The 26,262-nt window shown below is 56.6% G+C and carries 20 protein-coding genes; 13 read left to right on the forward strand and 7 right to left on the reverse strand.

The genetic code is table 11. The features are described 5' to 3' along the window. Positions 1-367: 367 nt before the first annotated feature. Positions 368-973 (forward strand): hypothetical protein, encoded by a 606-nt coding sequence (locus tag LOC70_RS00005; protein ID WP_230251174.1) that lies wholly within the window; start codon positions 368-370, stop codon positions 971-973. Positions 974-2,023: 1,050 nt separating this feature from the next. Here the strand turns inward: LOC70_RS00005 and LOC70_RS00010 are convergent. Then, on the reverse strand, positions 2,024-3,364 hold the full coding sequence (locus tag LOC70_RS00010) for an ATPase, T2SS/T4P/T4SS family (protein ID WP_230251175.1): 1,341 nt from the start codon (positions 3,362-3,364) through the stop codon (positions 2,024-2,026). Next, positions 3,365-4,567 (reverse strand): type IV pilus twitching motility protein PilT, encoded by a 1,203-nt coding sequence (locus LOC70_RS00015; protein ID WP_230251176.1) that lies wholly within the window; start codon positions 4,565-4,567, stop codon positions 3,365-3,367. It lies immediately after the preceding gene. Between the two features lie 384 nt (positions 4,568-4,951). Between LOC70_RS00015 and LOC70_RS00020 the strand changes: the two genes are divergently transcribed. Then, positions 4,952-6,208 carry a thymidine phosphorylase gene (locus LOC70_RS00020; protein ID WP_230251177.1) on the forward strand — a complete coding sequence of 419 codons (1,257 nt, stop codon included), beginning with the start codon at positions 4,952-4,954 and terminating at the stop codon, positions 6,206-6,208. Positions 6,209-6,229: 21 nt separating this feature from the next. On the opposite strand, the gene LOC70_RS00025 is transcribed toward LOC70_RS00020, so the two are convergent. After that, positions 6,230-7,534 carry a tetratricopeptide repeat protein gene (locus tag LOC70_RS00025; protein ID WP_230251178.1) on the reverse strand — a complete coding sequence of 435 codons (1,305 nt, stop codon included), beginning with the start codon at positions 7,532-7,534 and terminating at the stop codon, positions 6,230-6,232. Next, positions 7,531-9,201 (reverse strand): FG-GAP repeat domain-containing protein, encoded by a 1,671-nt coding sequence (locus LOC70_RS00030; protein WP_230251179.1) that lies wholly within the window; start codon positions 9,199-9,201, stop codon positions 7,531-7,533. The genes LOC70_RS00025 and LOC70_RS00030 overlap by 4 nt, the downstream gene beginning before the upstream one ends. Before the next feature lie 246 nt (positions 9,202-9,447). Between LOC70_RS00030 and LOC70_RS00035 the strand changes: the two genes are divergently transcribed. The 4 genes from LOC70_RS00035 to LOC70_RS00050 all read left to right on the forward strand — a co-directional run bounded on the left by LOC70_RS00035 (position 9,448) and on the right by LOC70_RS00050 (position 14,901). Further along, positions 9,448-11,031 (forward strand): sulfatase family protein, encoded by a 1,584-nt coding sequence (locus LOC70_RS00035; protein ID WP_230251180.1) that lies wholly within the window; start codon positions 9,448-9,450, stop codon positions 11,029-11,031. An 80-nt stretch (positions 11,032-11,111) separates the two neighbouring features. Then, positions 11,112-11,645, forward strand: coding sequence for a cysteine hydrolase family protein (locus LOC70_RS00040; RefSeq protein ID WP_230251181.1), 534 nt, complete (start codon positions 11,112-11,114; stop codon positions 11,643-11,645). Between the two features lie 43 nt (positions 11,646-11,688). Next, positions 11,689-13,413: a DUF1559 domain-containing protein gene (locus LOC70_RS00045; RefSeq protein ID WP_230251182.1), complete on the forward strand. Its 1,725-nt coding sequence runs from the start codon at positions 11,689-11,691 to the stop codon at positions 13,411-13,413. A 63-nt stretch (positions 13,414-13,476) separates the two neighbouring features. Beyond that, positions 13,477-14,901 (forward strand): DUF1559 domain-containing protein, encoded by a 1,425-nt coding sequence (locus tag LOC70_RS00050; protein ID WP_230251183.1) that lies wholly within the window; start codon positions 13,477-13,479, stop codon positions 14,899-14,901. Positions 14,902-14,962: 61 nt separating this feature from the next. Here the strand turns inward: LOC70_RS00050 and LOC70_RS00055 are convergent, their stop codons facing one another. After that, entirely contained in the window at positions 14,963-15,949 is a 987-nt protein-coding gene (locus LOC70_RS00055; RefSeq protein WP_230251185.1) for a DnaJ C-terminal domain-containing protein, read from the reverse strand. A 130-nt stretch (positions 15,950-16,079) separates the two neighbouring features. Here LOC70_RS00055 and LOC70_RS00060 point away from each other — a divergent pair, with 130 nt between their 5' ends. From LOC70_RS00060 to LOC70_RS00070, 3 genes are all read left to right on the forward strand, one after another. Continuing rightward, positions 16,080-17,717: a hypothetical protein gene (locus LOC70_RS00060; RefSeq protein ID WP_230251187.1), complete on the forward strand. Its 1,638-nt coding sequence runs from the start codon at positions 16,080-16,082 to the stop codon at positions 17,715-17,717. Positions 17,718-17,837: 120 nt separating this feature from the next. Next, on the forward strand, positions 17,838-18,761 hold the full coding sequence (locus LOC70_RS00065) for an alpha/beta fold hydrolase (RefSeq protein ID WP_230251189.1): 924 nt from the start codon (positions 17,838-17,840) through the stop codon (positions 18,759-18,761). Between the two features lie 19 nt (positions 18,762-18,780). Next, complete coding sequence (locus LOC70_RS00070; protein WP_230251191.1) at positions 18,781-19,671, forward strand: triphosphoribosyl-dephospho-CoA synthase; 891 nt, start codon at positions 18,781-18,783, stop codon at positions 19,669-19,671. A 64-nt stretch (positions 19,672-19,735) separates the two neighbouring features. On the opposite strand, the gene LOC70_RS00075 is transcribed toward LOC70_RS00070, so the two are convergent. Further along, a complete protein-coding gene (locus LOC70_RS00075) occupies positions 19,736-21,286 on the reverse strand; it encodes a PDZ domain-containing protein (RefSeq protein WP_230251193.1) in 1,551 nt (516 codons plus the stop codon). Positions 21,287-21,380: 94 nt separating this feature from the next. Here LOC70_RS00075 and LOC70_RS00080 point away from each other — a divergent pair, with 94 nt between their 5' ends. The 4 genes from LOC70_RS00080 (at position 21,381) to surE (ending at position 25,551) form a co-directional block, all read left to right on the forward strand. Continuing rightward, positions 21,381-22,610 (forward strand): GNAT family N-acetyltransferase, encoded by a 1,230-nt coding sequence (locus LOC70_RS00080; RefSeq protein ID WP_230251195.1) that lies wholly within the window; start codon positions 21,381-21,383, stop codon positions 22,608-22,610. A 118-nt stretch (positions 22,611-22,728) separates the two neighbouring features. Then, a complete protein-coding gene (locus LOC70_RS00085; protein WP_230251197.1) occupies positions 22,729-23,742 on the forward strand; it encodes a mechanosensitive ion channel family protein in 1,014 nt (337 codons plus the stop codon). A 77-nt stretch (positions 23,743-23,819) separates the two neighbouring features. Continuing rightward, on the forward strand, positions 23,820-24,617 hold the full coding sequence (locus LOC70_RS00090) for a hypothetical protein (RefSeq protein ID WP_230251199.1): 798 nt from the start codon (positions 23,820-23,822) through the stop codon (positions 24,615-24,617). A gap of 76 nt (positions 24,618-24,693) precedes the next feature. After that, the gene (gene surE / locus LOC70_RS00095) at positions 24,694-25,551 is read left to right on the forward strand and encodes a 5'/3'-nucleotidase SurE (protein WP_230251201.1); all 858 of its coding nucleotides are present in this window, start codon (positions 24,694-24,696) and stop codon (positions 25,549-25,551) included. 375 nt (positions 25,552-25,926) lie between these two features. Here the strand turns inward: surE and LOC70_RS00100 are convergent, their stop codons facing one another. After that, a complete protein-coding gene (locus tag LOC70_RS00100; RefSeq protein WP_230251204.1) occupies positions 25,927-26,172 on the reverse strand; it encodes a carbon storage regulator in 246 nt (81 codons plus the stop codon). Positions 26,173-26,262 lie beyond the last annotated feature (90 nt).

The raw sequence follows: 26,262 nt of genomic DNA on the forward strand, positions 1-26,262 counted from the left end.
GCAACTTAGGCAGGTAAGACAGGAGCCGTATACGGACCCGTACGTACGGTTCTGTGAGAGGGCTGAGTCAGCGGTCGCTCCGCTGGCTCACCCTACTCGATTTTGCGCCGAGTTGGCCTGTTGAATCGTTGCGGCCCAATTTGGCTACTCTCATCGGATCTGGTTGGCACGGTTTGGCTCCGCCGACACGCAACGTTGCCGCAGCAACGCTCAGCAGGTAGCATTTTCAACACGGGAGCGAGTTGAGTGATATTGGTCAGGCACCTCAAGTCACGTGCCCCGTATCATGCAATTTCCCGAATACGACCCTACTGAGTAGGGGCGAATCTAGTGTGTATCCTACACAGTCTTTGCCCACTCGATACAAATGACACAGAGCTCCGCTGAATTTGGAACGATTGTCGACGAGCTCGGTCGTAGGAGGCTTGCAGACTGCATTGTCTGTGCAATTGAAGATCGCTTCGGGTATGACTACGTCACCAAAGATGAACGGTCGATCCCTCGACCGTTTCGCTTAGCACACATAGTTTTCCAGACAACGGGTTTTCTTGGCGGGGATGGCTTGCACGGTCTGCTTAGCCTGCCGTGCAAGACAACATATCCAAACTATCTTCGAGAGCTGGGATTCGAAGACCTGGCTCGTAAGTTGCGTCGCTATGTTCGCTGGAATTTTCTTTTCGGACAGAAAAGGATTAGGGATTTAGAAAAGGAACTGTTCCGAAACAGCAATAGAATTGCCGAATCAGTCGGAGACTTCATTGCTAACAACGCAACAGACTTTGAATCGTTGCTTCCAGAGGCTCGACAAACATTGGCTTATCTGGAGCATTTCGATCCTGCCGGTTATGAGAGAAAACTGAGCGAACCTGATCCAACCACTGAGTTGATGAAAGCTATTACAGCTGGTCTTAGGTCTGGTCAGCTGACTATCGAAGATGTGAGGAGAATATCGTCCGACCAATGTGGCGGATAACCATGACATGCACGTGCGGACTGGAAATGGTTTGAAGACAAGCGGGTGTGAATCCCGCCTGGGTAAGTGTTAGCCACATGCCTAGTATCGAGTTTTGCAGGCGACGTATAGACACCATGAGCTGAAGTCGTCACTTGAAGAGGATAATCGGATGGTGCCACCCACCAAACCTTGACTGTCGTTCGGCTCGACAAGACCTGGAGGGCTGCCTTATCAATGGCCGGGGTCAGGCCCTGGAATGATGAACCTCCCAGACCGTCTCCCCCGACGGCCCCGTCCGGGGCGGCCTGCTGGGGTCCTGCTTCGGTCTCGGGGCTTCCGCCCCGAGCTACGGACGATTGCCCCGTCCGGGGCGAAGGTGGGGAACGCGGTGAAGCTGGTTCCTTTTCCAATGCGGCTCTATCTCGTGGGCGGCAGTTTGCAACCAAGACCTCGGGTTGAAACACGAGGCTGGCAATTGACATTGCTCCTCGGTTGTTGGCTTCCGCCCCAAGGATAACCGGATGGTGCCACCCACCAAACCTTGACTATCGTTCGGCTTGATAGGACCTGAAGGGCTGGCTCGACCATGGCCGGAGGTGTCAGGCCCTGGAACGATGGACCTCCCAAACCGTCTCCACGACGGCCACGTCCGGGGCGGCCTGCTGGGTTGGGTTGTTTCATCAGTCTCGGGGCTTCCGCCCCGAGCTACGGACGATTGCCCCGGCCGGGGCGAAAACCGAGACCTTGGGTTGAAACCCGAGGCTGGCAATTGTCTCCGCTCCGCGGTTGTTGGCTCCCACTCCAAAACCCACTACCAGTCGCGGAGCGACGACAGTTGTTTGCCGTCTCGTCGCCGGGCGCTTCCCCATTTCAATTGCCGGTGCGATGGTTATCAAAGCCGAGCGATCACACCTGTTTACCTAGCCCGGTGGCGCTCCGATCGGTCCGCTCTCATGCCCTGACCGGTCGATAGAACAATCGATTCTGTCACCCCTTCGGGCCTCATTGAGTGCGAAGAAGGGCGGAGCTGCTTGTGTTTATGTGGGGCGCCGTGTCCGGAATGGAGGACTAGCGTTTCGCGAAGGCACGTTTGAGTTCGTCGAGGCTGGTCAGGCCGCGGGCGACCGTGAGGACGGCTTCGGATTGGACCGGACGGAAACCTTCGGACTTGGCAATCGCGGTCAATTGGCCGGCGTCCTGAGTCTTCTTCAAGGCTTCGCGGAACTGCGGTCTGGGCGTCAACATTTCGTAAATCCCGATGCGGCCGTGGTACCCGCGTGAGTTGCAAACGGGACAAGGCTCGATCGGGGCGGGGCGTCCGTTCTCGTCGACTTGCTGTTCAATCGGCGGCGGAATGAAAGGCTTGTAAAGCAACGGCACTCGTCCCGCGGGAATGCCCAACTGAGCAAGCAACTTCGGTGGCGGTTCGAAGCCGACTTTGCAGTTGTCGCACAGTCGCCGGACCAAGCGTTGGTGAATGACACAGCCAAGCTTTTCAGCGATCATGCTGCGACATTCGGGATAGCGTCCAACGAAGGCGACCAGAGCCGCGATGGCCCCGTCCGCCGCGATGCGGTGGATGACTTGTCGGTCTGCCGCGATCACCTGTTCCATGGCAACCTTGAGCGATTCCGGTTGCGGTGGATTCGGGAACATCAACACGTCCGGTTCTCGAAGAACCATTCGGTTGACCATGTCCAACTCGGTTTTGCCGGTGTCTCCGCCGAAGAAGTTGGGCGAGATGTTGATGATCTCGGGTTCCGGCGATTCTTCGGGTTCGAACGATTGGAAATCGCGAATCAGGCGGTCAGCGGCGCTGATGGCCACGTTCCAAAAGGTCGACACGCCTTCGCTCTTTTTCGCGGCGATCAAGACGACATTTCCCGAGCCATTCAGGTTCTCTTTGAACTGCTCGATCATCTTGTCTCGCATGCCGAGGTCGCCCAACTTTTTGAAGGGCATCTCTTCGGCTTCGAGACGGCAGATCACGCGTTCGCCCGTGGGGACGCCTTGTGACTGCATGTTGAATTGGTATTTGTCTTTGACCAGTTTGACCTGCATGCCGCCTTTTTGGCTGCCGCGTCGGTCGGCGGGATTCATCAGGCACAGTTGTTTCAGCGCGTACAGCATCGCGTCGCCGCTTTCGCGATCCAGCGGTGGCAACTGTTCCCACGCCCCGTCGATCTGATAGCGAATCGCGCAGGCCGATTTCGAAAAATCAAACAGGATGTGAGTCGCACGCGAACTGATCGCGTGGCTCAATTGCCCGCCGGCGATCGCGTAGCCGGCACCTTGCCGAGTGCTGATCAGCAGGGCTTGTTGATCATTCTTGTCTTTGACTCGCGGGACGAATTCGACCGGGGCGACGGTTTGCCAAAGTTGTACTTCTTCGTTGCTTTGCTTTGCCACTTACAGAATCCCTGGTGCTTTCACATCGATGCCTTTGAGCGCCATCTTGAGCGCGTCTTTGTTTGGTGCCACGGCGAACGCGGTGGGGCGATCGATCAACTCGTCGTCGATCAATTGCTTGAGACTCATGGTGAAGTCTTGCATGCCGTCTTCGGAGCCAATTCGGATCGCGTCGGGCAGTTTGTTGTCGTGTCCCTCGAGAACCAATTTTCGAATCATCGGTGAGAACGTCATGACTTCACAGGTGGGGACCCGCGAGACGCCTGGCTTGATGCTCTTGAGCAGTTTCTGAGCCACGATGCCTTTCATGTTGAACGCGATGGCACTGCGAATGGCACCGTGCATTTCTTCGGGGAACAAGTCCAGAATACGACCGATGCAGGTGGAGGCGCTCGCGGCGTGGATCGTTCCGAACACCAGGTGACCTGTTTCGGCCGCGTGGATCGCCGTCATGAAGGTCTCTTCGTCCCGAAGCTCACCGACCAGGATGATGTCGGGGTCTTCCCGCACCGCGTGTTTCATTCCGACGGAGAAGTCGACCACGTCTTGGCCGATTTCCCGTTGGTTGATCAGTGATTTGTCTTCCGTGAAGATGAATTCGATCGGGTCTTCGAGTGTCAGAATGTGTTTGCGATAGATGCTGTTGATGTAGTTCAGCATCGAGCCGATCGTTGTACTTTTTCCGGAACCCGTGACCCCGGCCAGCAGCACCATGCCCTGTTCGTAATGGCAAAGTTGCTCGATCGAATCGGGCAGGAAGAGACCGCGAAAATCCGGGATGAAGTTGCTGATCCGGCGGGCGACCAAACCGATGTTGCCCAGCGATTTCAGCATGTTGATCCGGAAACGCCAGCGAACGCCGTCGACTTCGCACTGGTACGAAAAGTCAGCCCCGCCTTCTTCTTCAAAGATGATTAGGTTGCGGTCGTCCATCATCGGCAGCAGCAGACGAACCATTTCCTCGGCTTCGATGGGACCGCGGTTCAGTGGCTTCAGCTCACCGCCGACACGAACCATGGGAGGCTGGCCGACTTTCATGTGAAGGTCGGAACCCTCCAGTTTGACCAGAGCGCGGAAGATCTTGTCGACTTCCAGTTCCTTCTTTTCCTGAAGCAAACTGCTCTTCAAACGCGATGCCACCGCGTCCGGTGACATGTCGCGTGGTGGGCCTGCGGGAACGGTTTTCGCTGCGCCGTGTGCCATACGTTTTGCTCTCGCCAGACCGGGCTAGCCTCGCCCGAAATGCGAAATCTCCTGTGAAGCGGAGGAAGAGGAAAAGAATGTTCAGGTTGAAACCGGCTCCTAGCTTAGTCGATCTCGCCCAATTGTCGAAAGACAAGCCCAATGTTTGTAGGATGTCGGACCCGGCGGTTTGCCGACAGAAGGCGGCATCGACCGCGGGTTCGGGGGAACTGGCCCACCACTGGGTCGGCCCCGCCTTCGCTTTGGTCTGAATTACGTTGGCCAGCGGCTCGTTTCGACCATCCCGTGACATGGCCGGACGACCAAAGATCGGGGTGGGGACAAGCATTTTTCCGTGCAGGTGTCGTTTTCTTTTCTTCTCGCTTTCTACTTCAGGCCGCTGGCATGCTGACCGCAAATTTGATTCGGACCAAGCGGGACGGCGGGGTCTTGAGCGAGGAGCAGTGGCGGTTCCTGATCGAGGGTTTCTGCAGCGGCGAGGTCGCGGATTACCAGATGTCGGCGATGGCGATGGCGGTCTTTTTCAAAGGCCTGACGCGGACTGAAACGGCGGATTTGACTCGGTGCATGGTCGACAGCGGTGAACGTCTGCCTCGCGTGACCGACCGTCCTCGCGTGGACAAACACAGCACCGGAGGTTTGGGTGACAAGGTGTCGCTGATTCTGGCTTCGTTGCTGGCATGTTGCGGCGTCGATGTTCCGATGATTAGCGGTCGAGGCTTGGGCCGAACCGGCGGGACCCTGGACAAATTGGAGGCGATCCCGGGTTACCAGACACAAATCACCACCGATCAGTCCAGCCGCGTGCTGCGGGAGGTGGGATGCTTCATCGTGGGAGCAACGGAGACCATCGCTCCGGCCGATCGACGCCTGTACGGATTGCGGGACGTCACGGGGACCGTCGAATCCGTCGGTCTGATCACGGCCAGTATTCTGAGCAAGAAGTTGGCGGCGAGTTTGGACGCTTTGGTCATGGACGTGAAAGTCGGTTCAGCGGGCTTCATGCCGAATCTTGAATCGGCGACGGAGTTGGCGGAGTCATTGAAAGAAGTGGGCGCGGAGGCTGGTTTGCCAACGATCCCCGTTTTAACGGACATGGATCAACCCCTGGGGCGAGCCATTGGGAATGCCATCGAGGTCAACGAGTCGTTGGACGTGTTGGCAGGAGGTGGACCAAAAGAGGTGCGTGACCTGACTCTGCGTTTATCCGCTGAAGTGTTGGTCGAAACACGAATGGCGACGGACATCGCAAACGCGGAAGCAACGCTCGCCGACGCGCTCGATTCCGGGGGCGCGAAAGAGCGGTTTGAGAAGATGGTTCACGAACAAGGCGGCACCCTGTCCGGGCATTTGCCACTCGGGAAACAAAAAGACTATGTTGCGGATCAAGACGGATGGGTGCAGTCAATCGATTGCCCCGCCATCGGAGACGCGATCATCACGATGGGAGGCGGTCGTCGGACCGTTGCCGATGTCGTGGATCCATGTGTGGGGATTGATCTGCACGTTCGAATTGGGGACCGGGTCGAGCGGGGGCAACCGTTGTGGACGGTTTACGAGTCACAGACAAAATGCCCGCCGATTGATCCGGTCGTGTTGTCGGAAACGGAAGTCAGCCCACGTCCGTTGATCCTGGAATGAGTGTTCCATTGACCGGTTGATTCACTGGCGATAACGAGCGGCTTGTTCCCAGTTGCCTGAGTTCTCGTAGAAGATTTGGTAACCGCGGCGAATGCGTGGTGACTGTGGTTGCAACGAGGCCGCCAAATCGATCCAGGGTTTGGCGTCGTCCCATTTGTACTTCAGATAGGCTTCCGCCAACTGCATGTAGAACTCAGGGTTGGGCGGTTGGCCGGCGCGTTGGCGTTCGGCTTCGATCAACTGGTTCAATTGCCGTCTGGCATTTAGATATTGCCCGATCCATCCATCGGCAAGCTCAAAGTTGCCACGCAAAGCCTCGGCGGTGGCCATTAAATAGTTCAGCGAGATGTCATCGGGGAACTGATCCAAGATCGGACGCAGTGCGGAGATGATCTCGTCGCCTTTCCCATTCAAGGCATACATGTTGGCCAGCGAGTAGCGAATGGCGAAATCATTTGGGTACAGTGCCAGCAGTTCTTGAAACTGGGTTTCGGCATCCTCGATGCGGTTTTGCTCCTGCAAAATCAACGCCCGAATGAAACGAGACGCGTGCAATTGTTCACCATTGATCGACACGCGATCTCCGTCGGGCACGGACGATTCCAGCGAATGGATCACCGATTCGAAACCCGCCAGTGCCGCATCAAAATTCCTCATGGCGTATTGATGTTGTGCCAATTGAAACCGGGCGCCCACGTGACGGGGGTTCTTTTGAACCGCTTGCCTCAGCAAGTCACCCGCCCGTTGAAGATCTTCGTCCTCTTGTGCAATCAATGCCGCCGTGACATCAGCCGCGGCATCCTGCGGGTATTGCTCACGCCAAACCTTGAGGACCTTTTCTGCGGTATCCAGTTCGCCACGAACGAGATGTCCCATTGAAACGGCAGCGAAATCATCGGAGGTGAAGTTTCCTGATCGGAATTGTTGGGCTCGTTGATCGAGACGACCGCTTTGCCATTGCAGCCGCGCTTTCGCCGCGGCGGTCGTGGATGAGTCCGCACCGAAGTTTTCAGCGACGACGATGGCTGACAAGGCTTCCTCGTCGTAACCTTGCTGGCCCAGAATTTCCGCTTTGCCCAACATGACGTCGTCGGTTGACGCCCACCATTTCTCGGCGGCTTCGATGGACTGTGTAGCAGCGGCGAAGTTCGTGTTGCGAAGCTGAGTTTCGTACCGCTGCCAGTGAACACGCTGTGGGACAGTGCCCAGCAATAACAAGCCACCCGCCAACGCAAGCAACACCCAAGTGATCGGGCGTCGTAACCAAGATGGTCTATTGGGAGTGGTTGGTTCCTGGCGTTGCCGCTTGCGTTTCTTGACGCTCATGGGGCCAGTTCCTCGGACTCTTCGTCGAGGTTCAGCCACAGCACCATGGGGTCGACGGCATCGAACGCCATCACGGACTGGGGCACTAGTAAATCATCACGCCCGTCCTCGTTCCAATCGATGACCTCGAGGGTTGCAGCTTGGCAGCGATTCATTTCCATCGTGTGTCGTTGGAAGTCAAAGTTTGATTCACCGCTTTGGCGACCCAAGTTTTCGAACCAGACCAATCCGTCAAACGAGTCAGCCGGATAGCGAGCGATCTCCTTTTTGCTCAGCCAAGCAGTCGCGGCAATGTCCAAATCGCCATCGCCGTCGAAGTCGCCGGTTGCCGCGTGATAACAACCGGGCATGTTGCCGATCGAGTGACGTTGAAAGGGTTCGACATGGTTTTGTTGAAGCTTGTCGTTGCCTGGATTTTCGATCCACCAAATGCCATGGAACGGTTTGGCAAGTGAGTCGTCGAAGGTGTCGCCGTTGGTTGCCAAGACGTCCAGGTCGCCGTCTTGGTCCAAGTCGACAATTTCCATGCTGCTGGAACCGTAGGCAGGATTGTCGGCTTGATGCAAAACGATGGTTTCATAGGTCCCGTCTCCAACGTTGCGATGCCACTGAATCGCTTCGTAGTGCTGAGTCAAAAGGGTCAGGAAGTCTTCTTTTCCGTCGCCATCAAAATCCAACACCTCAATCGAGATGATGCCGGGGCGCTCGTCCAGCATTTCCCACTCGAAAGCGGGAACGCCGGTTTCGGGCTGAATGCCTTGGTTCAATCCCAGATGCAAGCCTCCTTCGAAATGCAGGCCGAAGTCTCCCACCAAGATGTCTTGATCACCATCGCCGTCGTAGTCGATCGGTCGAACATCCGCGACTCGCGACATGGCGAGCTTCAAGGGGATGCGGTCAAAGCGAACGGTTTCGCCTGAGTCTTTCTGTGACCGAGGACGCAACCACCAAACGTTGCCCTCATGTTCCGTTTGTGGATTGTGGGTTCCCAAATCGGCAACCAAATAATCGGTCGTGCCGTCGCCATCCAAGTCGGATGTTGCGATGTGAGAAGCATGTGCAACCGGAGCCATCAATTGAACTTGTATGTCCGTGGATTGAGTCGCTTGATCGCCCGAACTGCCCTTCGGTGTTGTTTGCGTCGGTGAAAAGGTCGCGACCGTTCCGGTCCACATATCGGTCAGTGCGACCACCGGTTTGCCGTTTGCATCGGGAAGACGAACCAAGCTGGAGACTGCGCTGATGGCGGGACGTTGGGGCCATTCCAGGACGCTGCGTTGAAAGCGTGTGTCTTGCGATCGCTTGGGGACCCGGATGTCGTATTCCTTGGGCGATGGATCCCGATAGTAGGCGAGTGTGGCTTCGCGGTCGGGCACGATCAGATCGTCTCGCAATGATTCTCGGTAGAGCCGAAAACCCTGGTCGACTTCTTCTTCCCAGCGGTCCCATTCAAAGATGCCTGGATCGGGGGAAGCATGGCAGTCGCCGCAGAAAGCTCGAATGGATTCTTCGTCCTTCGGCGGTGCTGCTGAAGTGGTCCTTACCAAACGATCGATGAGTTGCGGATCGACTGGAGCGGACGCGTCACAACCAAGAAAAGGCAAGATGCCGCCTAACAGCAACGAATAGCAACTCGCTGTCGAAGCGGACTTTGGTCTGAGGAGCATTCGGTCGAGGGAGGTCAGTGTCAAATGATGACGGGTCTGTTCTCGAAAATAGGGCGAGTCACAGAACGCGAATGAATATCAAAGCATTCATCTTAGCGATCGCTTTGCTTGCTCGGATGTGGATTGTTGAACGTATTGGAGGAACTGTTTTGGCGGGGAGTTCCGTGATCAGCTAGATTGGGGAAAGCGGCCCATGACGAGGCCGGCTTGCTTTTCGGTTTGTTGGGGATGACGGACGATAGAAAAATGAAGCGTGCTTTCAGATTTCACTTCACCCGATCGCTCCAAAATGCGTCGCGGCAAGACGCGGCGGGAGTTGAAAGTCGAATCATTTTCGGTGAATGGATTCGCGGGGTGATCTGCGTCACGCTGAGTGTGGTTCTTGGTGGTTTCGCGTTGGCGACGGAGACGACTCCGCGAAATGTGTTGATCATTCAAACTGACGAACACAATTTTCGAACGCTGGGCTGCTACCGACAAACGCTTTCGCCGGAATTGGCCGCCGTGTGGGGGAAAGAGGCGATTGTCGAAACACCTCACATTGATTCCATCGCCGCGCGGGGTGCGATCTGCACGTCGTTCTATGCAACCTCGCCCGTTTGTACGCCGTCCCGAGCGGCTTTCTTCACCGGACGTTATCCGCAGAACACTGGGGCCTATCAAAACGATCGCCCATTGAGCAGCGACATGGTGACGTTCGCGGAAGTGTTGCGGCGGAACGGCTACGCCACCGGGTACGCAGGGAAGTGGCATTTGGATGGAAGTGGCAAGCCACAGTGGGAACCCAAGCGAAAGTTCGGGTTCTCTGACAATCGGTTCATGTTCAATCGAGGCCACTGGAAGAAGTTTGGCTTCGATACCGGCCAACCAATCATTGCTGCGACCAACAAGAAGGGAGCACCAAGCTACAGCTTGGACGACGCCGATGAGACTTCCTTCAGCACCGATTGGTTGTGCGATCGAGCGATGGACTTCATTCGAGAACACGCCGGGCAACCGTTTTGTTACCACCTGTCGTTGCCGGATCCGCACGGACCCAACACGGTGCGGGCGCCTTACGACACCCTGTATGAAGACATGGCCATTCGACCGCCATTGACTTTTCAAATGGATGCAGACCAACCGGGGTGGCTGCCGGCCAACGGTCGCAACACCAGCTCGAAATTCAACGCTCGGTTGATGACGTTGTACTTTGGCATGGTCCGCTGCATCGATGACAACGTTGGGCAAATCTTGGCTTTGCTCGACGAGTTGCAGTTGACCGATCAGACCATCGTCGTCTTCACCGCCGATCATGGTGACCTTTGTTACGAACACGGTCGATTGAACAAAGGCAATCCGTACGAGGGAAGTGCGAAGGTGCCAATGATCGTCGCGGGCGAAGGCGTGGTCACCAAAGGTTTGCAAATCGATGAGACGCTTGGCACCGTCGACTTTGCACCCACCTTGCTCGGCTTGCTGGGCCACCGTGTTCCCGATTCGATGCAGGGTTTGGACGCATCGAAGTGGTTTCAGCGTGTGAGTGGTGATCCAAACTCGACGGTCGAGGAACAAGTGACCTTTTTGCGGGCAGCGTCGAACAAGCCAACTTGGGTCGCCGCGGTAACGGATCGATACAAGCTGATTGTTTCGGCCGATGATTCACCTTGGTTGTTTGATTTGGAGACGGACCCGCATGAAATGTTCAACCACTTTGCGAAACCTGAAAACCGAAGCGTGAACGCGCGGTTGGCAGCGGCCCTGTTGCGATATGGCGACCAGATGAAAGATCCTCAGTTGACCGAAGGAAAGCTAAGGAGTGAGTTGCAATCAATGCTGACCAATCGATGAGACGTTGATAGCAGAAACCAGGTGACAGAATCGTCTTGTTCACCATTTGCCTAATTGTGAGAACCTCAATGAAACGTGCCTTGTTAGTTGTTGATGTCCAGATGGAATACTTTGATGGAGCGTTGCCGATCCGGCACCCCGTTGGTCATCTGGAATCCATTTTGGAGGTGATGGATCGGGCGCAAGAGGCCAAAGTGCCGACGGTGGTGATTCGGCACCATCAGCCCGATCCCGACTCGCCGGTCTTCCGCAAAGACAGCGACATGTGGCAATTGCATTCCGAAGTGGAATCGCGACCGCGAGATGTGTTGATCGACAAAACCTTGCCGGGGTCGTTCACCAATACGGATCTCGACAAGTTTCTCAAGGACAACGAAGTCGACACCGTGACGATCGCGGGTTACATGACTCAGGTGTGTTGTGACACGACCGCACGGCAAGCCATGCATCGCGGTTATCAGGTTGAATTCCTGAATGACGCGACTGGCACCTTGGATGTGTCCAACAAAGCCGGATCCGTCACGGCCGAACAGTTGCACGAATCGATTCTGGTGGCTCAGCAGATGTTCATCAGCGATGTCATCGATCGCAAAGAGTGGTACCAGCGTTTGTAGCGTCTTTCGAGTTTGCTTCTCCTTTCCCCACAGGAATGAAGTCATGAGTTCACAACGTCCGACGAGTTGGATGGATGGGATCACGTTGTATGTCGCATGCATCGTCGGTCTGTCGTTGCTCGCGACAGCTCTGCCGCGATGGCGCCAGTCCGCTCGGTCGGCGGCTTGCGAGATGAATCTCAAACAGCTCGGCTTGGCATTCCACAATTACCATTCCGCCTATCGACAATTGCCGATGGGCAGTGGTGGGACGTCACCAGGAAGCGTCGATGAGCCTTTGCTGGGAAACGCGAATCGACTGAGCCCGTGGGTTGGCATCTCGCCATTCATGGAGCAGCAGGCTTTGTGGGAACAGATTTCCAACCCGATGAGCGTGGCGAACAAACGGTTTCCGGCGATGGGGCCGGTGCCGTGGTACGACTTCGAGTCTTACCCGCCATGGAAGAAACGCCCTCAGGCGTTGGCTTGCCCGGCGGATTCCACCACCAAGAAGTTTCCAACCGCATCCAGCTACGTTGTGAATTACGGTGACGCGGTGATGAACGTGGGGGCTTCGCCTTTGCGGGAGATGCCGCCATACGGAAAAACGCCCGCGGCACTGCGCGGGATGTTTGGCCGTGAGATGGCGTTTCGTTTTCGAGATGTGTTGGATGGATTGTCCAACACACTGATGGTCAGCGAAGCAAAGATCGGCGGAGTCCAAGTCGCGAAAAACGTCTCGGGAATGATTGAGCGACCGACTGTTTGCATCGACGCACAAGGGAAAGCGGACACGGAGTATTGGCCGGAGGGACGAACGGCCTGTTGGGCCGATGGCTCGCTGTTGTCCACGGGAGTGCAAACGATCCTGCCGCCTAACTCGCCATCGGCGACATCTGAAAAAGGAGAGCTGGAAGGCGTTTTGTCCGCATCAAGTCATCACGGGGAAGGTGCTCATGTCTTGATCGCGGATGGTTCGGTGCGTTTTGCAAGTCAGTCGATTGATGTGGGGGACCAGGATTCTCCGACGGTTGCCCAAGGGCATTTGGATGGCGGCAAAACGTTGCCACCTGGCAGCAGAAGTCCCTTCGGTGTCTGGGGAGCCTTGGGAACGCGAGCCGCCAAGGACCGGTTCGACGTTGCTGCTTTGTCCGATCCGGTCAGAACTTATCAAGAATTGGAGCTGGCTGAGTTTGCCGCCTACGAATTGGAAACGTGGCATGCGGCCAAAGGCACCGGGAAATTGCAGGCGAGGCAGATTGATTTGTCGGACAAAGGCGTGCTGACACTGATGTCGGAAAGCGGAGACATCCGTCGTCTCGGTTTGTCGCGGTTCGCCAGTCAAGACGCCTACCGAGCAGTCGAAACTCATCGCAAGCGTATTCAAGATCAATCCAAGTTGCTGCTGGAGCATTTGGCAACACAATTGGATCTGTTGGAAGACAAACAGTTCGAGACCTTTGTCCGCGAGTGGATGGTGGTCAATTCGGACGACGAATCAAAATCGAATGTCGCCATGATGGCGGGGCTATTGAAACAACAACGAGGGGCAATGATCACGAAGTACGATCAACTTCTCGAATTGTTTCACCAGATGGATGAGATGACTCGGGCCAAGTTGCAGGAAAATTTGACAACAGGCAAAGGTCTCGCTCGCAATTTCCAAATGCAATTTGTGCAAGGCAAGTGGAAGGTCGTCGCTGAAGGGCGATTCAATCGTGCGATTGGTCGACCTCAGGAAATCAGGGGGGCGTTCGAGGCTGCAGCGGATCCTTTTGGGGGGCGTTAAATGATTGGCTGACTTTGATGTTCCGAGAATCGATTTGATTGTTCTTTTGTTTGGAGATCCCCGATGAAGTCGAAGCTGGCTCTCATTGATCTGGTCACCGTTGGTGTGGTGGCTTCGGTAGCATTCGTTTTGTTGTTGCCGGGAGTATTGCGTCATCGTGCTGCGGCTCGAAACACGCAGTGTCTCAACAACATCAAAATGTTGGGCTTGGCAATGCACAACTATCATGCCGCGTTCAAGCAGTTGCCACCGGGATTGGGCGGGACGGTAGGTGGCGAAGAAGATGAGTGCAATCAGGGGCGGCTTGGGCCAATCGTCGCTCTCACTCCGTTCTTGGAACAACAGGCTCTCTGGGAGCAAATCGCCAATCCGCATGTGTCCAGAAAGACGGCCAAGTTGTTTCCGGCGATGGGGCCTGTGCCGTGGCATGACCCCACGGAGTACACGCCTTGGGCTTCCACGTTCCCCACACTGCGTTGTCCCGCTGATTCAAAAGCGAAACCGGAACAACCCAAAGCGGAGCCGATCGTTGTGAACACATTGGCCATGCCAGAGGTGCCAGCGGAGGCAATGATTTCGTCCGCGCTCTGCAATTATGTGGTCAGCTACGGCGATGGAACGTCTTTGATGGGCGACAGGATTGATATGCAAAACGCTCAATCGGCGAGACGTGCCCAAGCGGGAATGCGAGGGGCTTTTTCGGGCAACAGGACTATGAAATTTCGTGACTTCCTCGATGGGTTGTCCTATACGATTGCGATGTCCGAAACGATCACTCCAGGCGAGAACGATGCAAAAGAGTCCCACATCGCGCAGGGGATCAAAGGACTGAGTCTGAATCCGTCGCTGTGCTTGAAAGCCCACGAAGGTGAGCATGCGGATTGGTGGGACACACGCCGTGGATCTCGTTGGGCGGATGGCGCGTTGGCGATCAGTGGCTTTCAAACCGTGTTGCCGCCTAACTCGCCGACTTGTTTGTCAGATTTGGGAATGAAAGATCCGATTGCATCGGCATCCAGTCGCCATGCGGATGGTGTTCACGCGTTGATGAGCGATGGACGTTCCATCTTTGTGAGTGACAGCATCGATGCCGGCGATATCACTCAGCCCGGAGTTGCCTTGGGTGAAGGATATACTCGTCCCGGATCACAAAGCCCCTATGGAATCTGGGGAGCGATGGGATCTCGAGCCGCCATGGAAAGGTTGCCACGCCCAATCACCAGTCTGCCTGAGATCGAAGAAGAGGTCACGAATCAAGCTGGTGGAGCCCAGGGTGGCAAATCCACCGACATTTGGACGACGTGGACCGACCGCGACGGCGAGCATCGGTTGAAAGCGAAGCTCAACCGAATCATCGATCGCGAAACGGTGGAGCTCGAAGACCGGCAAGGTATCTTGCACCGCGTTCCTCTGAACACGTTGTCCGACAAAAACATCATCCGGGCGGTCATGTTGCACGAGACGCAGTTGGAATCCGATTCGCGTTGAAAGCGACTCGGTGTTCGTCATCCAACGTTGAACTCCGTTGTGAACCCAAGGCCACGCGGAATCAGAACTTCAGCGATTCGCGTGGTTGCATAGGATTGGCCTCGTTGAATTGCTCGATCAGCTTCTTGGATTCGTCGTCAATCGATTCCGGGAGCTGAATTTGCAACTCGACAATCAAGTCGCCATCGGCGCCTTTGGGATTGCGGACGCCTTGTCCTTTCAATCGCAATCGTTTGCCGCTGGAGCTTCCGGCTGGGACTGACAACGTGATCGTTCCGGCGGGTGTTGGGACATCAACCTTGGCACCCAGCACGGCTTCCGCCAGCGTGATCGGCAGCTTCAATTCCAAGTGGTTACCGTTGCGTTTATAGAACGGGTGTTTGTCGACTTGGATGATCAGGATCAAATCGCCAGCGCCGCCGGGACCGGGATGTCCTTGGTCTCGCAAACGAATTTTGCTGCCCGAATCGACTCCGGGCGGAATGCTGACGGACAGTTTTTCTTGCTTGCCGCCTCGCGCCAGGTAGAACTCGACCTTGTCGCCAAGCACGGCAGTGCGGAAGGTCACGGATAGTTCATGGCGAATGTTTTGGCCACGTTGAGGTGGCGCGGTGCGTTGTCTGCCGCCGCCGAATGGACTGCCGTGCCCGCCGGCTCGGCCACCACCGCCAAGAATTTGCTCAAAGAAATCGTTGAAGCCGTTTTCAAACCCGGCTCCTCCGCCACCGCCGCCGCGTCCCGCTGCACCGAAGATTTGCTCCAGGTCCAATCCGTCGAACGATGGACCCGCGCCGCCTCCGGCGTTGGGATTCCAGCCGCCGCGAATTTTTTCGAAATCGGATCCGTAGCGGTCGTATGCGGCTCGCTTCTCTTCGTCGCTGAGAACTTCGTACGCTTCTTGCACGCGTTTGAATTTCTCCTGTGCGTCCGGGTTATCCGGATTCATGTCCGGATGGTATTTCCGGGCCAATTTGCGATAGGCTTTGGTCAGTTCACTCTTTTCGGCGTCCCTAGAAACGCCGAGTGTTTGATACAGATCTTCAGCCACAGTGTGTCAGTGTTCTTGAAAGGGTCGATGTCATTTTGACAGGAAGTTCGTTTTGTTGAATCACCATAGCAAACACCGAACCACAGACCGATGGGGGAGCGTTTGGAACGCTATTTCCCCGTTTTTTGCGGTGTTTTTTGTGCTTGCCGGTTCGGGGAATGGTCTGCGTGCGGATGGCGATCTGACGCTGCACGTCGTCGACGAGGCCAGCGGAGACCCAACGATCGCACGCATGGAGCTGACCCGACAATTGCCGGTCACCACCCGTCGAACGGCCCGCCCGAAATCCGTTTCGGCTCGCCCACGTCGCGCGGTTTCCTCCGGTCCCGGATTTGTGATCGACGAATCGGCACAGATGTCATTGGAGGACGGCGCGTACCAGTTCAAAGTGACACGTGGTCCGGAATCTCGTGTGCTACGCGGCAACTTTCTTGTCGAACGCAACAGTGCCGATGAACATCAACTCGCGCTGCCAAGAATGATTGACATGCGGCAGCACGGCTGGACCAGTGGCGATTGTTTGGTCCCGCGATCAAGCGAAAGTCTGCCGATGCGGATGACGGCCGAAGATCTGCATGTGGCTCGCGTGATCGGCATGACCGATGAGTCCGGACGCGGCAAAGAGAAACCCATTCCCGGTCGCCGAGCGAGTGAGTTCTTCGCCGAGGATGGTCAGTTTCAAACGCCGGATGGTTGGCCGACATCGCCAATTTGGACGGATGCCGAGTCACGCTGCGTTGGCGGCTTGGTGTTTTACGGTCAACATACGGAGCTGAATGAAGTCATCGGATCGGAAGTCGGTTCCACTGATGAGTTGGCTTCGTTAAGGGCGTTGGCAAAGCTTCCCGCCGACACATCGATTCGCGTCGCGATTGAGAATCCTTTTGGTTGGTTGCTGCCGATTTGGTTGGCCAGTGAAAGAATCGATGGCATGTTTGTCTTGGGCGATTGGCTGCAGCTCGATCAACCCATTCATCGCATCAAAGACGGACGCGTGGTTGCTTCGCTTGATCGCAAAGACGCCACCCAACTTGGGCGAGAGGTGGAGCAGATCCATTGGCAGTTGATGGAAGCTGGGTTTCGATTGGCTCCTTTGGCTGGTTCGGGCGATGATCCTGGGAACTCGCCGGTGGGTTACAACCGGTTGTATGTCGCGGGGCGGTCGTCCGCTTCTTCGTTTGATACCGTGGAGGCCGCGGTGCCGGTCACCAGCGATGAACAATGGTGGCAGGCCGCTTGGTCGGGTTGCAGCATCGCCACCAACGGTCCTTTGATGCGGACCAATCTGAACGGGTTTTTGCCTGGGCGTGAGTTCACATTCTCGACGAGCGATCCACTGGCGGATCCGGAAGCAAACGTCATCGCGGAGTTGACCGCGGAAGTCGTGCTTACGGTTCGCGACCCGGTGGAGTACTTGGAAGTCATCCACAACGGGCGGTTGCACTACGGCGCGAAGCTGGACGAATTCGCGAAAGCCGGCGGGCGCATTCCACCTTTGAAGATCAAGGGTTCCGGATGGGCCACGGTCCGAGTGGTGACGCTGTACGAAGATCACTTTCGGGCCGTGCTTTCGTCGCCTTGGTATTTTCAGGTGGACGGATTGCCGCGAATCACGGATCGCAGTGTGGCGTTTTTTCAAGAATGGCTCGGTGACACGGAACAACGACTACGGCAATTGCCACCAGAGCAACTGAAAGCGGTGGCGCCGTTCGTGCGAGTCGCTCGAAAGTTCTGGGCGGATCGTGCGGAATTGGCAGCGGCTCCGTAGCACTCGTTGACGGGCTTTCGTGAGTCGCGTGAACGAGACGCCCTGTTGCTCGCGGGTGCCGGTCGGCTTTTGGGTTGCCGCCTCTCGTCAAAACGGGCTGGATCGTCGAAACTGCCGGGTATGAAGAACCTAGCTAGCGATCTGTTTCCCCACCCGTCGTCGGAAATTTCCATCGGCGGTCATCTGCTGCGCTACGTGGACACTGACTCGGAAAAAGCAGCCGCTGGGGACGACACGTCGGGACTGACCTTTCTGTGTGTGCATGGAAATCCAACCTGGAGTTTCTATTACCGACGCGTCATCGAACGCTTTGGCCAGCGAGACCGGGTGATCGCGGTCGATCACATTGGTTGCGGTCGCAGCGAGAAGCCGCCGGCGGATCAGTTCGCCTACACGATGGCGGCGCACCGAGACAATCTGATCCACTTGATCGATACGCTGGATCTGAAGAACGTGATCCTGATTGCGCACGATTGGGGTGGCGCGATCGGATTGGCGGCAATGCACGCTCGTCAGGAACGTTTGGCGGGCATTGGTTTGTTGAACACCGCCGCATTTCCCCCGCCATACATGCCTCAGCGAATCGCGGCTTGCCGGATGCCATTGTTGGGGACGCCTGCCGTTCGTGGTTTGAACCTGTTTGCACGCGCCGCGGTGACGATGGCCATGTCGCGAACGAAGATGAAACCTGAAGTCGCCGCCGGTTTGCTGGCACCCTATGACAGTTGGGACAACCGAGTTGCGATCGATCGATTTGTTCGTGACATTCCATTGGAAGAGTCGCACCCGACGATGTCGACACTGCGTGAACTCGAAGCCGGTTTGCCTGACCTTGGAGCGGTTCCGATCGCTCTGATTTGGGGAATGAAGGATTGGTGTTTCCGGCCGGAGTGCTTGCGTCGTTTTGAGTCTGTTTGGCCCGAGGCCGAAGTCACTGAACTGGCAACGACGGGGCACTATGTGATCGAAGATTCACCCGAAGAAACGTTGCAGGCGATCGGCCGATTGCGAGATTGGGTTCAGGAGCATCTACGTGGCGGTTGATCCTTGGCAATGGGTTGCGATGACTTTGCGCGGCCCGGCCGATGCGATCCAGTACGCTTGCGTTTTGGAAGCGACCGCACCGAAAGCTGGCAACGTTCATCCGGTGGCTCGGTTTGATGATCTTTGCTTTGCGGACTTTGTTACCGCTGCCGAACTCGCGTCCAACGAGCTGACTCGTCCAGCAACGGGCTTGGGCGACCGGATTTATGAGTTGGTGCTGCAGACGCGACGCAAGACGCGGACGAATGTGAACCTTGGGATCGCGTTGCTGTTGGGGCCGATTGTTTTTGTGGAAGAAAAGTTTCGCCAGTCCAAGGAAGATTGGACATTGGATCGGTGGAGCGACGCGGTGCGATCGGTCTTGGAGACACTGCCGAAGCGCCAAAGTCAGCGCATAGCAGAAGCCATCGCGACATCGATGGCCGGTGGAATGGACGGCGACTATCAACCAAGTGATTCGTCGCTGGACGTGGAAAGTTCCGCCGCGGAAGAGTACGACATCATGGCGGGGATGCGAGAGGCAAAGGATCGGGATTTGATCGCGGCCGAATATGCGGGCGGCTTTCGGTCCTTTTTTGAAGAAGTCGTTCCCACCATGCAGTCGTGTGTCAACGAAACCGGAGATCTGCTGTCTGGGATCGCGTGGACGCACTTGCGATTGTTGGCGTCTCGCGGTGACACGCTGATCGCGAGAAAGAATGGCGCCCAGGCGGAACAGATCATTCGGGAACAAGCCCGGCAATGTTGCATCGACTTTGAGAAGGATCGCAACGTGTTGCACATTGCCAAATTCGATCGGATGCTCCGCGAGGAAGGACATCGACGAAACCCAGGCACCACCGCAGATTTCGTCGCCGCGGCGTTGTACGTTTGTCTGCGGATGCACGAGCTACCGGACGTGACTGCATAGGGCGCAACTGAACCGGGTGTTGACTAACACCACCGAATGATCGCGGACATGGCGTGAGCCGCACTCAGTCTTTCGCTTGCAGTTGCTCTTTCAACCGTTCGATTTCTCGTTGCAGTTCTTCCACCGTGGGCTGCTTGGCTTCTTTTTGGGGAGCCGGCAAGGTCGGAGTGGATGGTGGCAAAGCTTCAATGCTGGGGCGACCGTCATTTGGCAATTCCAGCGGGTCTGGCAGAACGTCATTGCTCGCCGCTGGTGCTGGCAGTTGATTCATGGGAGCAGGCAGGTCGGCACCGGAATCAGTGGCATCCGGTTTGGGCGCTGGTAGGACTTCGTTGTTGGAAGTGGAAGGTGCCGCCGCGTTGCCGCCGAGCATCTTACCGAACATGGACCCCATTCCGCCCAAGAACCCGCCGGAGTTTGACTCGGCGGCGTCGGGTTCCGCCGACGTTGCCGCGGATTGTTCGGACTGGGAACGCGCGATTGCGGAGCGAGTGGGCGTTCCGTTGGGCCCGCCCATTTCGATTTGGCGTTCCACCATGGCTTCGTCACGAATCAAACCAACGGAGATCTCATCACCGGGTTGCAGGATCGACACTTCGCGAAGCAGGTCGTCCGTGCCGCGAATCAATCGGCCTGATGCCGAGACGATACGGTCACCCTCTTTCAAACCAGAAACCTGTCCGGCGGAACCATCGGGGACCGTGACGACGAGCACGCCGCGCTGAGGTGTGGCATCTCGGACCTCAATCCCGAGCGAACCACGTGCGCGTGCGAGCGTCGGAGTTGAACCGGAGGAGTCAACGGGTGGGGCAACAGACGGTGAGGGTGCAGGCAACTCGGTGGTGGAACCAACGGAGTTGCGAGGTTGCTCGCGTTGAGGTGCGTCGAATCGCTCCAGCACGCTGCGGCCCGATGCGTTGTCACCAACCGGCGGTTTCGCGGCAACTTGTGTGGCAGCAACCAAAGGCATTCGACCAGAGTAGAGACGACCTTCACGAAATAGCTGCAGCGGAATCGTTGAACCAGCAGTGCCAGGAACGTTTTCCAACGCCACGATGGCTTCGTTCAAGGTTCGAGTTGGCGAGTTCCCAATCGACACCAACACGTCTCCGCGTCGCAGACCGGCCTCGTCGGCTCGCGATTCAGGGGAGAAGCCCACGACTTCCAAACCTCGGTAGCCTCCGACCGTGGTGGGAACGACTTGCAAACCAAGTTGAATGGTTCGCGACGTCAACAGACGAGGTGACTCAGCCGAACGAGGTGATTGCGATGGAATGGCAGGGCTGTTTTGCGCTTCACGGTTCTGATTGGGATTGCTGTTCCGCGTCCGATCGTTGCTTCGGTTGTTGTCCGCGGCCGCGTTTCGTGCGGCCCGTCGTGGCAAAGGCGTTGCCAGGATCCGGGACCGTTCGGAATTGGGGCGGTTGGCGTCCGAAGGATTCTGATAGGGTGGTTGTTGAAAAGGAGATGGGGGTGGAGTCTGCATTCGATTTCGCAGACGTTCCAACAAACGTTGAGCCGACGCATCCGACGCGTCCATCGCCTGGATGCACGAAACCATCGTCAGGCAAGCGGCCCAGCGAATCCAGTTCGAGCGTCGATGTGAGCGAAGCATGATTTTCCCAGTTTGAGTCTTGAGCTTTCGTCGGGGCCCGCACCCAATGGGGGGCGAAGTCGAAGCGGGGTGCGGTCAGTCGATCATAGAGAGAATGATGGGAAACGCCAACCAATTCGGTCTCCAGAACAATCCGCCTGCGGACGCCGATCGGGCGATCCGAGACAAGAGTGAATCCCTGCCGCTTTTCCGGCCACTGGAGTTGGCCGAATTGCCCGCTGTGTTGCCATCGGCTTTGGAATTCGTGCCGCCTTCCCGCGCGGTGTTGGTGACGGACCAGATCCGGTCGGCCATTTCGCGACAAGCGGCTGAGGATCTCGTGTTGCTGGTCAGCGAGCGTTGCGAGGCGCTGGCGATCGTGTTGATCGGTGAGCAAACCGACATGGCCACGGTGCTGCACGCGGGGCCGGTGAGGCCCACCGCATCCCCGTCGCTGTTTTCGGTTCAGGCAGACAAAGCCGAGCTGCCTGAGGCTGAGCTGGGCAAAGCTGAATCGGCCAAGGCACAGCGGGGAGGAAAGCTGACAGTCGGGAAGCAGCCGGCGGAATCCCGATTCTCAAATTCACGCTTGGCCCGGGGGCTCGGCCGGACACTTGGTCAAATCTGTGCAGATCGAGGCATCGAATTCCTGCAATGGGCGACGTCTTGGCCGGAAGAATCATCCGCCGGCGACTCGCTTGACAAGGGCTGGCCCGGGGTGTGGCCGGAGGAGATGGGATTCACCAAAGCCGGCGATCTCGAATACTTGGCAATGGATTTTGATACGTCCTGTGATGCGATGACTCCTCCTGAAGGCGTGCCGCGAAAACAACTGGAGGTGCGACAGGTCAACGTGGAGGATTCGATGGAGATGGCGGAGCTGTCCGACTTGGTCCAAGCGACCTATCGCGGTTCGATGGATTGTCCCGCGTTGGAGCAGTTTCGAACCGCTGCCCAAATCATTGATGGCTATCAATCCGTTCCAACCTATGCACCCGATTTGTGGATGACGTTTCACGAGACTTCCGCAAACCGAACTTCTGCAAACCGAGACAAAGACTCGTTCCCGATCGGATGTTTGTTGATGGCACGGCATTTAGGTGACACGCCATCGGATCCATCGGTGTTGGAATTGGTTTACATGGGTGTGGTGCCGGAGGCGCGTGGACGGGGTTTTTCAGCGGATCTATTGGCGGTTGCACAGCAGTGTTGTCGCCGAGAATCCGCCTCGCGGTTGATCTTGGCCGTGGACAAAAACAACGGGCCCGCCCGCGATGCCTATTTCCGTTTGCCCATGAAGTTGGTGTTGCGTGAAACGGTCTGGGTGAGAAATACAACCCGCTGAAGAACTGAAACACTTGTGCATCGGTCTTGAGCCACCTCGGCGAAATGAAGTATCGACGTTCAACAGAATGTTGCCTTCCTCCGTCCCCCGTGCGCTCCGTCCGAACGAGTGATCCAAGATGACTGAATCCAACCCAACCAGTTCCGCCGCGAGTCTCGAACTTACCTCGACCCCCGAGCCCACCGGCAAACCAACTTTCGCGGATGCCACGTCGGACTTGGTCAATCAAATGACCGAAGGCAACTTCGATGGCGTCACTCAATACGCCACCACACATTTGGCACCCGCGCTGATGTCAGCGGGTGTCGGGTTGTTTGTCATTTTTATCGGATACTTGGTTGCCAAGTACTTGATGCGGGTGATCAGTCGTCCGGTTTGTCGACGCGTCGATGAGACTCTCGGCAAGTTCGTTGGCAAGATGGTGTTCTATTCCATCATGTCAGCAGTCGTCGGTGCGGTGCTTACCAAATTGGGTGCACCGCTTGGCGGATTGGCAGCGATGTTGGCCGCGGCCGGCTTTGCCGTTGGTTTGGCATTCCAAGGAACGCTCAGCAACTTTGCTTCAGGCGTGTTGATGTTGGTGTTTCGGCCGTTCAAAGTCGGCGATGTGGTCACTGCGGCGGGCGTGACCGGAAAAGTGGATGAGATCGACTTGTTCACCACCACGTTGGACACTCCTGATAACCGACGCATCATCGTGCCGAACAGCTCCATCGCGGGCGGAACGATCGAAAACATCAGTCACCACAAACACCGTCGCGTTGAGGTTTTGGTCGGAGTGGACTACTCCGCGGATCTACAAGCCACCCGCGAAGCATTGCAAACCGCACTGAATCAATTGGCAGCCAACATCATTCCCGGCGACAATCGCGGCAGTGCCGTTGTTTTGGCCGGTTTGGGTGACAGCGCCGTGAATTGGAAAGTCCGTATGTGGGTGGCTGGTTCGCAATTTTGGCCCATGACCGAAGCCCTCACCGCCGAAGTGAAAAACCAGTTGGATGCCGCAAATATTGGAATTCCATTCCCTCAAATGGACATTCACGTTCATCAATTTGCGGACGCGGTGGCACAAACGGAACGTGCCAATCGAACACGTCCCACCCGACGTGCCTCGGAACGAATGGCAGGCTGATCGCCGGCTGTTGAAAAGGGCATTTGACTGGGCTGCTTGATCCGCAGCCTGGTAGCCCGAGCCCATCGAACTGAAGTATGCTGAGGCCACCGGAAACTGACGGTGGCTTTTTCTTTGGGTCTCTCTTCAACACACCATCCATCGGTACGACCATGTGGCATACCAGCCAAGGCGATCGCACGCTCGAAGGTGCCGAAGCGGAATTGATGCAGCGATTGGTGGAATCGTTGCTGGAAGATCTTCTGTTGCAGTTTGATGAAGATTGGCAACCCACCGAGGATTGGTCATGCGACACCGGCGTTGAGCTGTTTGACAATTTGCACAGCGAACAACAGATTGCGTTGCTGCACGACGTCGCTCAACACTTGCTCGAGCCAACGCCCGAAGGCATGCCGCTCAGCGCCATTGCGGAAGCGACCGTGGCCGCGTTGTTTGCTGAACTGCATCATCATGTTGAGATCGAATTGGACCTGGCGATGGATGCGGACAACGTCCATTGGAGACGTTTGATTCGCAACGCGGCGCTCCAGTGCTTGCAGCGAGACGATTTACTCGGTCTGGATTCCTCCGTCGACGATGTGATTCGTGCGGAGGATGTCAGTTCCACCGACTTCCGTGTTCCGGAAGTTCAGTCCATCGACTGCATCGCGTGGGGAGACGTGATCGAAACGTTGGCGGATCAAATTCTGTGGGACCGCGACTTTGAAATGGCGTCCTTGTTTTTGGACGAAGACCCACGCCGATCCGCGACTCGCCGTGAAGTGATGGGGATCGATGCGAATTATTTCGTGCAGATCGCTCCCGACCCGCGACCTCATGAGATGTCATCGTTGGTGTCCGAAACTCAAGCTTTAATTCGACGTCGACCAAGATGAAACCACTCGCATTGACGAAGCAAATGGCCGCCTGTTGGGGATTGGCCGCGATGCACCGGATGGATCAACGGTGACCGTGACTCAACACAGCATTCTGTTGACCAACGATGATGGTATTGATGCACCTGGTTTGAGAGCCATGCACGCATCGCTGCTGCACTGGATTCAGTCGCTCGGACGTGAACAACAATTTCGACTGGTTGTCGTCGCGCCTGACCGGGGCCGGAGCGAATGTGGGCACAGTGTGACGACGGGCCGCGATCTTCGGGTGACGCAGCGGGAACCGGATTGGTACGCCGTGGACGGTACGCCCGTTGACTGTGTGCGTTCTGCGATGACCGTGTTGTGTCCCGACGCGAAGCTGGTGTTTTCTGGAATCAATGCCGGAGCCAACGTCGGAGTCGACTTGTTGGTCAGCGGAACATTCGCGGCGGCGAGGGAGGCATCGTTGCACGGGCTGCCCAGCATGGCCGTGTCTCATTACCGGCGTCCGGAAGTTCCCAAGACTTGGGATCACACGGCGAGGTGGCTCGCACCCGTGTTGGACTTATTTGCCGACGAAGTGATCGAGGGCGGCAAACGTCAGCTCACAAATGATGCTTGGAATGCGACCGGAGTCGATGCGAACGGACCGGGGCCTTTGTGGAACGTGAACCTACCCGCGGTGGATCCGGCGACGGAGATGCCGACGGTGGCGCAGTGTGAAGTGGAGCGTTTGCCAATGCTCCGCGCAGGCGTGTTCCGCGACAGGGAAGGAGGCGATTCAGAGTCTCAAACTGCGACGGAAGATTCCGAAGGAAATTCGCGAATCGAGAACGTGCCGCTGCAAATCCAGTCTGACTTTCACGGGCGGCCGCGAAATCAGGGGACGGACGTAGAGCGTTGCTTCTCCGGACACCTGACGATCAGTCGTCTGAATCCGTATCCAACTTGAATGTCTCGTCCGAGATGCTGGCATGTGACGTCAGCCAACCGGGGCAGAGCAAACGCTCGTGCCACCAAATTATCGCACCGGAATGCTGACCGGCTGCCAATCCAACTGTGGCGAGGAGGCTCACAGAAGCTTCGCCGGTATGGGACCAGACATCTCCAACAGGTGAACAGGTTTCCCAGATCAGTTTTGCCGAGATCCGTCTTTTCCGGCCGAGAGCCAAATGTGACTTGGTCGAACGGGCAGGTTCTCAGATAGAAAACGTGGTTTCACCGATGAGTCCGCGACAAATGCCGCATCAAGATCGGTGACGGGAATCACACACGTTCGGGTGTTCTGTTCAGGTGTCTTCGACGCCCCGGTGCGAGATTCGCGAAATCAGCGTTCTGCTTGACCAGCAACGGCAATGTCATGATCCAACATCGCGGAATTCGGTGCACCCGCTTTGTGCTTGCTGGCTGGTCCGACCGTGTCCCGTTGATCCAACTCGCCACGAACGATCGAAACTTCACGAGGAGCTTCAATTCCGATCGCAACTCGGTTGCCGGCGATGCGATTGACGGTGATCACCACGTTGTCACCGATGACCAACTTTTCGCCTTCTTTTCGACTGAGAACCAACATTTCTGAATCCTTTCCCTGGGGGGTGCTTTTGCGTTCTGAAAATCGTTTCAAGTGTTGGTTGAACCGAATCCGTCTCGTTTCACTAACCGC

The sequence above is a fragment of the Rhodopirellula halodulae genome, assembly GCF_020966775.1.
Lineage (GTDB): Bacteria > Planctomycetota > Planctomycetia > Pirellulales > Pirellulaceae > Rhodopirellula > Rhodopirellula halodulae.